Below are 12721 nucleotides of genomic sequence, written 5' to 3'. Positions count from 1 at the left end.
GCTAAGGTCTGCGGCATTCTATGTGATTGAGGAGCTGTATGGATATTACCGAGCTGCTGGCCTTCAGTGCCAAACAGGGCGCGTCGGACTTGCACCTCTCTGCAGGTCTGCCGCCGATGATCCGTGTCGATGGTGATGTGCGGCGCATTAACCTGCCCCCGCTGGACGCGAAGGAGGTCAAGGCGCTGATTTACGACATCATGAACGACAAGCAGCGTCAGGATTTCGAAGAGCGTCTGGAAACCGACTTTTCCTTCGAAGTGCCGGGGGTGGCGCGCTTCCGGGTCAACGCATTCAACCAGAATCGCGGTGCGGGCGCGGTGTTCCGGACCATTCCCTCGAAAATCCTGAGCATGGAAGACTTGGGCATGGGCAGTGTGTTTCGGAAGATTACCGACGTAGCGCGCGGCCTGATTCTGGTCACCGGGCCGACCGGTTCAGGCAAGTCGACGACCCTTGCGGCCATGATCGACTACCTCAATTGCAACAAGCATCACCATATCCTGACCATCGAAGACCCGATCGAATTCGTCCACGAGTCCAAGAAGTGCCTGGTCAACCAGCGCGAGGTGCACCGCGACACACTGGGCTTCTCGGAAGCCCTGCGCTCGGCGTTGCGGGAGGACCCGGATGTGATTCTGGTCGGCGAGATGCGCGATCTGGAGACCATTCGTCTGGCCTTGACCGCTGCGGAAACCGGTCACCTGGTATTCGGCACGCTGCACACCACGTCGGCGGCAAAGACCATCGACCGGATCGTGGACGTGTTCCCGGCTCAGGAAAAGTCGATGATTCGCTCGATGCTCTCTGAATCACTGCATGCGGTGGTCTCGCAGGCGCTGCTCAAGAAAGTCGGCGGCGGACGCGTGGCCGCGCACGAAATCATGATGGGCACCCCGGCGATTCGTAACCTGATTCGCGAGGACAAGGTGGCGCAGATGTATTCGTCGATCCAGACCGGCGGCTCGGTTGGCATGCAGACGCTGGATATGTGTCTGGCTGATCTGGTCAAGAAGGGCCTGATCACCCGCGAAAGCGCACGCGAGCGAGCCAAGGTGCCGGATAACTTCTGACCGGAGCCGGGTGCGACGGTGGCCTGGCGCGAATGAAAAAAGGGGCCCTGAACGAATTCAGGGCCCCTTTTTGTCAGGCAGAGATCAGATCAGCGCTGGACGACGCGCATCTGTCCTGGCTGCTTGGGCAACACACGCTTGGCGATCTTGTAGTGGCTGTTCCAATACGGTTTGTTCAGCGTATCGACAGTAACCGCCTTGCCACGGCGCGGCGCATGAACGAACTTGTTGTCGCCCAGGTAAATGGCGACGTGGTTGATGTTGCGGCTCTTGATGTTGAAGAACAGCAGATCACCCGGTTTCAGGTCCTTGCGATCCACCGTCTGACCATGACCCTGGGCCATGGCGTTGGAGGTGCGCGGCAGGTCGACTTCACGGACGTCCGTGTAGGCGTACTTGACCAGACCGCTGCAATCGAGGCCTTTACCGGGCGTAGTGCCGCCCCAGCGATAAGGCGTTCCGACTGCCTGCAGGGCGCGTTTTACAACGGCACTGCCCTGTTTGGCCGGGACGGAAGCCTGCAAGGCCGCAGCCTTGTTGGCGTTCTTGCGGGAAAGCGGCTTCTGGACTGTGCGGGTGTTGCCAGTCTGGATTCGGGTGGTAGTGGCTTCCTGAGGTGCAGTGCGAGTCGCGAGTGCCGGTGAAGAGTGACTTTTGGCGGTGTAGCCCGTGAAGCTCGCAGGAAGTTGTTGCTCACGATTGGTGGCGTGGGCGGCCAGTGGCACAAATAGGCAAATGGTTAGCCATGTCTTGAAAAAAGGACGCATTCGGCAGGGCTCATAGTGGTCAGCGCGCAACTTTATAACAGCTTTTTTGAAAAATCTGACCCCATTTGTCGAGTGCGTCACACTGGCATCGTTACGTTTTATGCGACAGATTCTTTCCCTTTTTTCGCTAATCCCTTTAGCGACAAGGGCTTGGCGGCATAAAACCGCCTCGGTTGCCATACGTCGGAATGGCGAAACCAAGTCACAAATTTGTTATGTATTTTTTTCTATCAGCGCAGAGAGGGTAAAAATGAACGGCTATCGTTCTGACACACACAGCAAGGTCATGGGCTACCTGATGTGGATTTTCGGGTTTCTCGGGGCGCATCGTTTCTATTACGGCAAGCCGGTGACCGGGACCCTTTGGTTCTTCACGTTTGGCTTGTTTGGTATCGGCTGGCTGATCGACCTGTTCCTGATCCCGTCGATGGATCGCGAGGCTGACCTGCGCTTCACCCCCGGCTCGACCGATTACAGCGTGGCGTGGGTGCTGCTGACCTTCCTTGGCCTGTTTGGCGTACACCGCATGTACCAGGGCAAATGGATCACCGGTGTGATCTACCTGTTTACCGGCGGGTTGTTTCTGATCGGCATTCTGTATGACTTCTGGACGATGAATGACCAGATCTCGATGAAGAACGCCCAGCGCGGTTGATGGTTACAGAGCTATCGTTCCTCACGCTCCAGCGTGGGAATGCCTTGGGTGACGCTCCGCGTTACAGATCTGCGCCGCGCCATAGATTCAGGATCGGACGCAGAGCGTCCAGAACGGCATGCCGACGCAGAGCGTCGCACGATAATTGGAATTATCGTTCCTCACGCTCCAGCGTGGGAATGCCTGTCGTGACGCTCCGCGTCACAGATCTGCACTACGCCACAGATTCAGGATCGGACGCAGAGCGTCCAGAACGGCATGCCGACGTGGAGCGTCGCACGATAGCTGGGATTATCGTTCCTCACGCTTCAGCGTGGGAATGCCGTGGGTGACGCTCCGCGTCACAGATCTGCGCCGCGCCATAGATTCAGGATCGGACGCGGAGCGTCGCACGATAGTTGGGATTATCGTTCCTCACACTCTGGCGCGGGAACGATAGCTCAAGGCGGACTCAACGGCTGTAGCTGATCCGTCCATCCACCAGCGTGTAGCGCACCGAGCCCGGCAGGCAGTGGCCGATGAAGGGGCAGTTTTCGCCTTTTGACAGCCAGGTTTCTCCGGCAAGGGTCGACGCAGCGGGATCGAACAGCACGATGTCCGCTGGCGAGCCGGCGCTCAGTTTACCGGCTGGCAGACGCAGCGCGGCGGCGGGGCCGCTGCTCAGCCGGGCGAGCAGGGTTGGCAAGTCCAGCAGGCCGTCTTCGACCAGGGTCATGGCCAGTGGCAACAACAGCTCCACACTGCTGATGCCTGGCTCGGTGGCGCCGAACGGTGCCAGCTTGGCATCGCGCTCGTGCGGTTGGTGGTGGCTCGATATCGCCTGAATCACCCCCGACTTCACGGCCTCACGCAGACCATCGCGGTCAGCGCGGGTGCGCAGCGGCGGCTGAACGTGATACAGGCTGGAAAAGTCGATCAGCGCTTCATCGGTCAAAATCAATTGGTACAACGCGACATCCGCCGTCACCGGCAACCCGCGGCCCTGTGCCTGGGCGATCAATGCCGCGCCTCGCGCACTGGTCAACTGGCTGAAGTGCGCACGCACGCCGCTTTGCTCGACCAGCAGCAGATCACGCGCCAGCGCCACTGTCTCGGCGGTTTCAGGAATGCCTGCCAGGCCCAGAAAGCTGGCGGTCGGGCCTTCATGCGCCAGGCCACCTTCGGCCAGGTCACGGTCCTGAGAGTTGAAAATCACGGTCAGGTCGAAAGTGGCCGCGTACTCCAGTGCCCGGCACAGCGTACGGGTGTTGCTGAAGCTGCTCAGGCCGTTGCCGAATGCTACGCAGCCAGCGTCGCGCAGGGCGATCAGTTCTGCCAGCTGCTCGCCTTCCAGGCCCTTGCTCAGCGCACCGATCGGGAACACCTTGCTGAAACCGGCTTCACGGGCGCGGTCGAGGATCAGTTCGGCCACTGCCGACGTGTCGAGTACCGGTTTGGTACGTGGCGGGCAGCACACGCTGGTCACGCCGCCTGCGACGGCCGCACGGGTTTCGCTGGCGATGCTGCCTTTGCGGCTGTAGCCCGGCTCGCGCAGGGAGACATTGAGATCGACCAGCCCGGGGGCGGCCACCAGCCCGCTGGCGTCGATGGTTTGCACGGGCTCGAAACCAGTCGGTGCGGCACCGATCGCGGCAAGCTTGCCTGCCTCAATGTGCAGGTCGGTAATCTGATCCAGCCCGCTGACCGGGTCGATGACGCGAGCGCCGAGGATGCTGAGCTTCACTGGGCGTTCTCCTGCTCGAATTGTCGTTGGGCGTTTTGCCCGCTCATGGCCATGGACAGCACCGCCATGCGCACGGCGATGCCGTAGGTCACCTGATTGAGAATCACCGAATGCGCTCCGTCGGCCACCGCCGATTCAATTTCCACCCCGCGGTTGATCGGGCCGGGGTGCATGACAATCGCGTCCGGTTTTGCCACCGCCAGACGCGCAGTGGTCAGGCCGAACAGGCGATAGAACTCGCCTTCGCTGGGCAACAGGCCACCGGTCATGCGCTCGCGTTGCAGGCGCAGCATGATGACCACGTCGACGTCCTTCAACCCTTCGTTGAGGTCGGTGTAGACCTTGACGCCGTACTGCTCGACACCGATCGGCAGCAGGGTTTTCGGCCCGATCACGCGGATGTCCGGGCAGCCCAGTGCCTTGAGCGCGATCATGTTGGAGCGCGCCACGCGCGAATGCAGGATGTCGCCGACGATGGCCACCGACAGGTTCTCGAAGCCGCCCTTGTGGCGACGGATCGTCAGCATGTCGAGCATGCCCTGGGTCGGGTGGGCATGGCGGCCGTCACCGCCATTGATGATTGCCACGTCCGGGCATACGTGCTCGGCAATGAAGTGCGCTGCGCCCGAGTCTGCATGGCGCACGACGAACATGTCGGCGGCCATCGCCTCAAGGTTGCGCAGGGTGTCGAACAGCGTTTCGCCCTTGCTGGTGGACGAGGTCGAGACGTTCAGGGTAATCACGTCGGCCGACAGCCGCTGTGCCGCCAGTTCAAAGGTGGTCCGGGTGCGTGTCGAGTTTTCGAAGAACACGTTGCACACCGTCTTGCCGCGCAACAACGGGACCTTCTTCACCGCTCGGGCGCCGACTTCTAGGAACGAGTCTGCGGTGTCGAGGATTTCGGTGAGCAGCTCGCGGGGCAAGCCGTCCAGAGACAGAAAATGGCGCAGCTGGCCCTGATGGTTGAGCTGCAGCGGGCGCTTGGCGTCGAGAGGCGTCATCGCAATGGACTCTTAAAGGGCGGTGGAGAGGTCTTGAAGTTCGAGCGCCATCGGTTCGGGGCCGGACAGCTTGATACGTTCGTGGGGTGCCAGCGACAGGGTTGCGCCGACCACATTCGGGCGGATCGGCAGTTCCCCGGCGTCCAGGTCCAGCAGGCAGACCAGCGTGACGCTGGCCGGGCGTCCGTAATCGAACAGTTCGTTGAGCGCGGCGCGAATGGTGCGGCCGCTCATCAGCACGTCGTCGATCAGCACCAGGTGCTGTCCTTCGATCTCGAAAGGCAGTTCCGAAGGGCGCACCTGCGGGTGCAGGCCGTTCTGGCTGAAATCATCGCGGTAGAACGACACGTCCAGGGTGCCGAGCGGCGAGGGCGTGTCCAGCTCCTTGAGCAGTGCCTGGGCGACCCACACGCCACCGGTGCGAATACCAATGAAACGAGGCTCGCTGATGCCGCGCTTGCTCAGATGAGCGTTCAGGTCAGTGGCCATCTGACGAATCAGTTCGGCGGGATTGGGCAGGCTCATGGTTGCTCCTTTGAGGCTCGGGCAGCGTCCATCCATGGCGCATTGCTCAAGCGATAACGTCTGATCCGGATATCTCGAAGCGACAGGGCGTGTAAAAGTCACACATTCAACAGTTCGGGGTGCGCGTCCAGCCAGCCTTGCAGCAGCAGCGCAGCGGCGATGGCGTCCACCGGATTATCCCGGTAGCTGCCTTTCTGGCCGCCGCGTGCCATGCGCTCGCCTTTGGCTTCGAAGGTGGTCAGGCGTTCATCATGGGTGTAGACCGTTACACCAAAGCGTCCGTTGAGTTTGCGCGAAAACTTTTCGGCGCGGGCGCTCATGTCGCTGGGCGTGCCGTCCATGTTCAACGGCAGGCCGACCACGATGGCGTCAGGTTTCCATTCGCTAATCAGCGCCTGGACCTTGTCCCAGTCCGGCACGCCGTTCTGTGCCTTGAGCGTACACAGCTCGCGAGCCTGGCCGGTAATCGCCTGGCCGACCGCAACGCCGATCTGTTTGGTGCCGTAATCAATCCCGAGCAGCAAGCGTAGCGCGGCCATCAGGCGTGTCCTGCCTGGGTCGAGATAAGGCTGAGATTGACGCCGAGGCGTCTGGCGGCGGCATCGAGGCGCTGCTCGCTGTCGATGTCGAACAGGATGGCCGGGTCAAACGAACAGGTCAGCCAGGCGTTGTCGGCCATTTCGGCATCCAGTTGGCCTGCGTCCCATCCGGCGTAGCCAAGGGTGATCACATTTTGATCAGGCCCATAACCGTCAGCGATGGAAAACAGCACGTCCTGCGAGGTGGACAGCGAGATCCCGCCCGGCAGCGCGACTGTGGCCTGAAACATCTGGCCACTGGGGTGCAGGACAAAGCCGCGGTCGGTCTGCACCGGGCCGCCTGAATGAATGGCGATTTCCTGGCAGCGCTTGGGTGCCGGCAGCTCCGGTCGCAGTTGTTCAAGCACATCCGCCAGGGTCAGGCTTTGCGGGCGGTTGATCACCAGCCCCATGGCGCCATTGGCGTTGTGCTCGACAACGTAGGTCAAGGTCTGAGCAAAGTTCTCGTCATGCATGTGAGGCATGGCGATCAGGAACTGGTGCTTGAGATAACTCGGAGAGACTTTTTTCATGAGTCCTAGTGTGGCGTCGTGTTACTGGCCTGACAACTGGCACTTATACCTGTAAAGCATCCGTCGGCAAAAATGTCAGTTGCTGGAGAGTTTATCGCCGCGTGCAAATTTCCAGGTGCGAATGATCTCGAGCCGGTCGATGTCTGCCAGATCGCCGGTGAACGGTGCAAAAGGCGCAGCCAGACGCACGATTCGCTGCGCGGCCTGATCCAGCAGCGGTTGTCCCGAGGACTCCAGCACCAGCACTTCGTACAGCGAACCATCCCGATTGATCGACACAAGAAGTCGCAAATTGCCGTAGATCTGCTTGCGGCGTGCTTCTTCAGGATAGTTCAGGTTCCCGACCCGTTCGACCTTCTTGCGCCAGTCGTCCTTGTACCAGGCACCTTTGTCGCGCATGGTCGAGGCTGCGTTGAGGCGGTGGATCTTCGGCCGCTTGGCGTACGCCTGCTGCTCGTTCGAGAGTTCGGCTTCGAGGCTGGCAATTTCGTTGCTCAGTTCCGAGCTGTCAAACGTCGGCGCGGCCTTGGTCGCCGGATCTGGCTTGACCTCTTCGCGCTTGGCCACGGTTTTCTGCTGGCTGGGCGCGGTGGTCGCGACGGCGGTCTTAGGCGCTTCCTGCTTGACCACCGGCTTGCTGGCTGGCGGCGGAGTGACCTTGTTGACCTTGGTGTCCTGATAAGGCGCCAGTTCGGTGGTCTTCAGCGTTTCGGCCTTGTCCAGCGTGCCGCTGCCTTGCTGATCGTCCTGCGCCAGAAAGTCTGCCTGTTTAGGCTTCTCGTCGCTCTTGAAGGTAGCGAGGGTGATTTCCAGCGTCTGCGAGATATGTTCCGGTTTGACGTAGGTAAAACCCACGCCAAGGATTATCGCCAGGTGAATCAGCGCTGCAATCAACAGGGTAAAACCCAGGCGATCAGCGGGGCGCACACCCACGTTGGTGAGTTCGAGGGGGAGGTCGTTTCGGGCCATGGAGGTCATTGGCGGTTCAGCATCTCGTCAGCCTGCATGTCAAAATCCGTGTCGTGTCACAGGTGGCGCATGATAACGCAATGTGCGGTGCAGCCTGGTTGCGGATCGGACGAAGGGAATCGCCTTCGCCGTTGTACGGGCGTTACCCGTCGTCAACGGCGTCAGCAACCGATCAGCCTTTGCGCGCTTGCAGCTTCTTCTCGATCGCATCCATCAACAGGCTGCCAATATTGGTGCCGAAGGCGTTGTCGATTTCGCGGATGCAGGTCGGGCTGGTGACGTTGATTTCGGTCAGGTGCTCGCCGATCACGTCGAGGCCGACGAACAACAGGCCTTTTTCGCGCAGGGTCGGGCCGATCTGCTCGGCGATCCAGCGGTCCTTGTCGCTCAACGGGCGTGCTTCGCCACGACCACCAGCCGCCAGGTTGCCACGCGTCTCGCCCGCTGCCGGGATTCGCGCCAGACAGTACGGCACTGGTTCGCCATCGACCATCAGGATGCGCTTGTCGCCGTCCTTGATGGCCGGCAGGTAGCCCTGCGCCATGATCTGTTGCGTGCCATGGGCGGTCAGGGTTTCGAGGATCACCGACAGGTTTGGGTCACCCGCACGGTGGCGGAAGATCGATGCGCCGCCCATGCCGTCCAGCGGCTTGAGGATCACGTCACCCTGTTGCTCGGCGAATTCGCGAATGATGTCGGCGCGGCGGCTGACCAGCGTCGGCGGGGTACACTGCGGAAACAGCGTGGCAAACAGCTTTTCGTTACAGTCACGCAGGCTCTGCGGCTTGTTGACCACCAGCACGCCAGCGCGCTCGGCCTGTTCCAGCAGGTAGGTGGTGTAGACGAATTCCATGTCGAACGGCGGATCCTTGCGCATCAGGATCACGTCCAGATCATCAAGGCCTGCGTCGATTTCGGCTTCGAATTCGAACCATTTGGCCGGATCGGCGAACACCTTGAGTGGCTTCATGCGCCCGCGGGCCTGGCCGGCGTTCTGGTAAAGGTCTTTCTGTTCCATGTAGAACAGCGACCAGCCGCGTTCCTGTGCGGCAAGGAGCATGGCCAGCGAGCTATCCTTTTTATAGGAGATGCGCTCAATGGGGTCCATGACAATCCCTAGGCGAACGCTCATGGGCAATATCCTCTGATCGGTAAAGGCCGCGATGGCCGTAAAAATTGGCATCAGGGTGGCGCTCCGATTGCTCCCGGTCAAGGGGCAGGCCTGCCACGGTGCACTTTATGGATTGCGTCTGGAGAGTGTGCTAAAAAGGCTCGGCATCCGGTCTTCGGTCCCTGTGGATCATTGAACCGATACCGTCGGGCTCCCAGTGCCTCGCAGAATGCGCAAAAATTCGCTGCGGCGATGGAAGAGCAGCTTATGGAACAACACGCCTCCGCCTTGAAAGTCATGGTCATCGATGACTCGAAGACCATCCGCCGCACCGCCGAAACGCTGCTCAGAAACGCAGGTTGCGAAGTCATCACTGCGATAGACGGTTTCGACGCCCTGGCCAAGATCGCCGATAACCACCCGCGAATCATATTCGTCGATATCATGATGCCGCGTCTGGACGGTTATCAGACCTGCGCGCTGATCAAGAACAACCGGGCATTCAAGTCCACGCCGGTCATCATGCTGTCGTCGAAGGACGGGCTGTTCGACAAGGCCAAGGGGCGGATCGTCGGTTCCGACCAGTTTTTGACCAAGCCTTTCAACAAGGAAGAACTGCTCAGCGCGATCAAGGCTCATGTGCCTGGCTTCGTTGCAGCAGAACAACATCTATCGTGACGCCCGCGCCTTGTGTCGCGCGCTTGTAATCTGACGGGGAACACCCATGGCTCGAATATTGATCGTCGATGACTCGCCGACTGAAATGTACAAACTCACCGGCATGCTGGAAAAGCACGGTCATGAAGTGCTGAAAGCCGAAAACGGTGCTGACGGTGTGGCTCTGGCCCGTCAGGAAAAGCCCGATGCCGTACTGATGGACATCGTCATGCCGGGCCTCAACGGCTTTCAGGCCACGCGCCAGCTGACCAAGGATGCCGACACCAGCATGATCCCGGTGATCATGATCACCACCAAGGACCAGGAAACCGACAAGGTCTGGGGCAAACGCCAGGGCGCTCGGGATTACCTGACCAAGCCGGTGGATGAAGAAACCCTGATGAAAACCCTGAATGCGGTGCTGGCCGGCTGATTGCCGGGACTGCCATGGCCGAGCCTCGTACCGCCTTTGAACTGCTGCTGGACATGGATCGGCGCTGCCGTTCGCTGGCGGCGGGCCTGCCGCTGCAGGAAACCCATCAGCAAGACTGGGTCGGCATCGGTTTCCGCATGGGCGAACAGCGTTTTGTCGCACCTATCGGCGAAATCGCCGAAATTCTCCATGAACCCCGTTATGCCGCAATACCGGGCGTGAAACCCTGGGTTGTGGGCGTCGCGAACCTGCGTGGCCGACTGCTGCCGATCATGGATCTGTGCGGCTTCTTCGGTCATGAACTGGTGCCGGTCCGCAGGCAGCGGCGGGTCATGGTTGTCGAGCACAACGAAGTGTTCACCGGTCTGCTGGTGGACGAAGTGTTCGGCATGCAACGTTTCAGTCAGCCGAGCCTCATACCCCAGATACCACAAGACATGGAGCAGCGCATGGTGCCGTTCCTGCGCGGGCAATTCATTCGCGAGCAGGCCTGGCAGGTATTCAGCCCGTGGGCCGTCGTGCAGTCCGGGGATTTCATGGACCTGGCGTCCTAAAATGCGAGCCTGGTTTGTTTCACATCTGATTTGGATTTAGGCGGGGGCCTGATTGATGGGTAGTACAGGCAGGTCACTGGAAGGTGCGCGAAGCAGAACGCAGATTATTCTGCTGTTCGTCGCGCTCATCGTCTTCATCATGCTGTTGTTCGCCAACTTCGCGTACCTCAACACGCAGTCGAACTACGACAAGCAATACATCGGGCATGCCGGCGAATTGCGCGTGCTGTCCCAGCGCATTGCGAAAAACGCCACTGAAGCGGCGGCGGGCAAAACCCCGGCGTTCAAGTTGCTGGCCGACGCACGCAACGATTTCGACGTGCGCTGGGGTTACCTGAAAAAAGGCGACCCTGCCACCGGATTGCCGGCCGCACCGGATCTGATCCGTGACGAGCTGCGCACCGTTCAGAAAGACTGGGAAGGGCTGCGCAAGAGCACCGACGTGATCCTGGCGAGCGAGCAGACGGTCTTGTCGCTGCACCAGGTGGCCGCCACGCTGGCGGAAACCATCCCGCAATTGCAGGCCGAGTACGAGAAAGTGGTCGAGATCCTCCTGCAAAGCCGTGCGCCCGCCGCGCAGGTGGTGGTTGCCCAGCGTCAGGCGCTGCTGGCCGAACGTATTCTGGGCTCGGTGAATACCGTGCTGGCCGGTGATGAAACGGCGGTTCAGGCTGCCGACGCGTTTGGCCGCGACGCCAGTCAGTTCGGCCGTGTGCTGAACGGCATGCTGGAAGGCAACGCAACGCTGCGCATCTCGCAGGTCGAAGATCGCGACGCCCGGGCACGACTGGCGGAAATTGCCGAACTGTTCGAGTTCGTGTCCGGTTCGGTGGACGAGATTCTTGAAACCTCGCCCGAGCTGTATCAGGTGCGCGAGGCGTCCGGCAACATTTTCAACACGTCGCAAACCCTGCTCGATGAAACCTCGGTACTTGCCAACAGCCTGGAAAACCTGGCCAAGCGCCGCACCATGAACACCGTCGGCGGTTATGTACTGGGTCTGCTGGCGCTGATGTCGATCATCCTGATCGGTCTGGTGATGGTCCGGGAGACCAATCGGCAGTTGCGCGAAACCGCACAGAAGAGCGAGCGCAATCAGAACGCGATCATGCGCCTGCTGGACGAGATCGAAAGCCTTGCAGATGGCGACCTGACCGTGACCGCCTCGGTGACCGAGGACTTTACCGGCGCGATTGCCGATTCCATCAATTACTCCATCGACCGGCTGCGCGAACTGGTGGTGACCATCAACCTTACGGCCGAGCAGGTCGCGTCTGCGGTCACCGACACCCAGGCCACGGCCATGCAGCTGTCTGCGGCGTCCGAGCATCAGGCGTTGCAGATCAGCGCGGCGTCGACTGCCGTCAATGACATGGCAGCGTCCATTGATCAGGTCTCGGCCAACGCGTCGGAGTCCTCGGCGGTGGCAGAGCGCTCGGTGGCGATTGCCAACAAGGGCAACGAAGTGGTGCATAACACCATTCATGGCATGGACAACATTCGCGAGCAGATTCAGGACACCTCCAAGCGCATTAAACGGCTGGGCGAGTCTTCGCAGGAAATTGGCGATATTGTCAGTCTGATTGACGACATTGCCGACCAGACTAATATCCTGGCGCTTAATGCGGCGATTCAGGCCTCCATGGCCGGTGATGCCGGGCGAGGCTTTGCGGTGGTGGCCGACGAAGTGCAGCGGCTGGCCGAGCGTTCGTCGTCCGCAACCAAACAGATCGAAACCCTGGTGCGCGCCATCCAGAACGACACCAACGAGGCGGTTATCTCGATGGAGCAGACCACCAGCGAGGTGGTGCGCGGCGCGCGGCTGGCGCAGGATGCCGGTGTGGCACTCGGCGAAATCGAAGGGGTTTCCAGAGTGCTGGCCGAGCTGATCGAAAGCATCACCGACGCCGCCCATCAACAGGCCGAGTCTGCCGGGCAGATTTCCCAGACCATGACCGTGATTCAGCAGACCACCTCGCAGACCACCTCGGGCACTGCGGCGACGGCCGAGAGCATCGGCAACCTGGCGAAAATGGCCAGTGAAATGCGTCGCTCGGTATCGGGCTTCACCCTGCCGCCATCGAAGAAGATCGGATGATGTTCAAGAAATGAACAATCTTGATGGGATAACAGGCGGAAACC

General features: G+C 60.5%; 14 protein-coding genes. 6 read left to right on the top strand and 8 right to left on the bottom strand.

Annotation, left to right across the window (positions count from 1 at the left end; translation table 11 throughout):
* Nucleotides 1–38: 38 nt before the first annotated feature.
* Entirely contained in the window at nucleotides 39–1073 is a 1035-nt protein-coding gene (locus tag I9H07_RS21905; RefSeq protein ID WP_007252041.1) for a type IV pilus twitching motility protein PilT, read from the top strand.
* 89 nt (nucleotides 1074–1162) lie between these two features.
* Here the strand turns inward: I9H07_RS21905 and I9H07_RS21900 are convergent, their stop codons facing one another.
* Nucleotides 1163–1840, bottom strand: coding sequence for a C40 family peptidase (locus I9H07_RS21900; protein ID WP_050585258.1), 678 nt, complete (start codon nucleotides 1838–1840; stop codon nucleotides 1163–1165).
* 250 nt (nucleotides 1841–2090) lie between these two features.
* Between I9H07_RS21900 and I9H07_RS21895 the strand changes: the two genes are divergently transcribed.
* Nucleotides 2091–2495 (top strand): NINE protein, encoded by a 405-nt coding sequence (locus tag I9H07_RS21895; protein WP_024673477.1) that lies wholly within the window; start codon nucleotides 2091–2093, stop codon nucleotides 2493–2495.
* A gap of 451 nt (nucleotides 2496–2946) precedes the next feature.
* Here I9H07_RS21895 and I9H07_RS21890 read toward each other — a convergent pair whose 3' ends face one another.
* The 7 genes from I9H07_RS21890 to gshB all read right to left on the bottom strand — a co-directional run bounded on the left by I9H07_RS21890 (nucleotide 2947) and on the right by gshB (nucleotide 8956).
* Entirely contained in the window at nucleotides 2947–4218 is a 1272-nt protein-coding gene (locus I9H07_RS21890; protein WP_236424202.1) for a dihydroorotase, read from the bottom strand.
* A complete protein-coding gene (locus I9H07_RS21885) occupies nucleotides 4215–5219 on the bottom strand; it encodes an aspartate carbamoyltransferase catalytic subunit (protein ID WP_024645441.1) in 1005 nt (334 codons plus the stop codon). The genes I9H07_RS21890 and I9H07_RS21885 overlap by 4 nt, the downstream gene beginning before the upstream one ends.
* Nucleotides 5220–5231: 12 nt before the next feature.
* Entirely contained in the window at nucleotides 5232–5744 is a 513-nt protein-coding gene (gene pyrR / locus I9H07_RS21880; RefSeq protein WP_024671838.1) for a bifunctional pyr operon transcriptional regulator/uracil phosphoribosyltransferase PyrR, read from the bottom strand.
* 98 nt (nucleotides 5745–5842) lie between these two features.
* Entirely contained in the window at nucleotides 5843–6283 is a 441-nt protein-coding gene (gene ruvX / locus I9H07_RS21875) for a Holliday junction resolvase RuvX (RefSeq protein WP_024671839.1), read from the bottom strand.
* Nucleotides 6283–6855, bottom strand: a complete 573-nt coding sequence (locus tag I9H07_RS21870; protein WP_024671840.1) for a YqgE/AlgH family protein — start codon at nucleotides 6853–6855, stop codon at nucleotides 6283–6285. The genes ruvX and I9H07_RS21870 overlap by 1 nt, the downstream gene beginning before the upstream one ends.
* Nucleotides 6856–6930: 75 nt before the next feature.
* Nucleotides 6931–7833, bottom strand: coding sequence for an energy transducer TonB (locus I9H07_RS21865; RefSeq protein ID WP_024671841.1), 903 nt, complete (start codon nucleotides 7831–7833; stop codon nucleotides 6931–6933).
* A gap of 163 nt (nucleotides 7834–7996) precedes the next feature.
* On the bottom strand, nucleotides 7997–8956 hold the full coding sequence (gene gshB, locus I9H07_RS21860) for a glutathione synthase (protein ID WP_236424204.1): 960 nt from the start codon (nucleotides 8954–8956) through the stop codon (nucleotides 7997–7999).
* A 246-nt stretch (nucleotides 8957–9202) separates the two neighbouring features.
* Between gshB and pilG the strand changes: the two genes are divergently transcribed.
* Genes pilG through I9H07_RS21840 form a run of 4 tightly spaced genes read left to right on the top strand, consistent with a single transcriptional unit; the run spans nucleotide 9203 to nucleotide 12677 of the window.
* Entirely contained in the window at nucleotides 9203–9613 is a 411-nt protein-coding gene (pilG, locus tag I9H07_RS21855) for a twitching motility response regulator PilG (RefSeq protein ID WP_007252030.1), read from the top strand.
* Nucleotides 9614–9659: 46 nt separating this feature from the next.
* Nucleotides 9660–10025, top strand: a complete 366-nt coding sequence (pilH, locus tag I9H07_RS21850) for a twitching motility response regulator PilH (protein WP_003316741.1) — start codon at nucleotides 9660–9662, stop codon at nucleotides 10023–10025.
* A 14-nt stretch (nucleotides 10026–10039) separates the two neighbouring features.
* Nucleotides 10040–10579, top strand: a complete 540-nt coding sequence (locus I9H07_RS21845; RefSeq protein WP_024671843.1) for a chemotaxis protein CheW — start codon at nucleotides 10040–10042, stop codon at nucleotides 10577–10579.
* Between the two features lie 55 nt (nucleotides 10580–10634).
* The gene (locus I9H07_RS21840) at nucleotides 10635–12677 is read left to right on the top strand and encodes a methyl-accepting chemotaxis protein (RefSeq protein ID WP_024671844.1); all 2043 of its coding nucleotides are present in this window, start codon (nucleotides 10635–10637) and stop codon (nucleotides 12675–12677) included.
* The last annotated feature ends 44 nt before the right edge of the window (nucleotides 12678–12721 follow it).

Source organism: Pseudomonas syringae (genome assembly GCF_023278085.1).
Taxonomy (GTDB): domain Bacteria; phylum Pseudomonadota; class Gammaproteobacteria; order Pseudomonadales; family Pseudomonadaceae; genus Aquipseudomonas; species Aquipseudomonas syringae_Q.
This window is presented reverse-complemented; position numbering and strand designations above follow the sequence as displayed.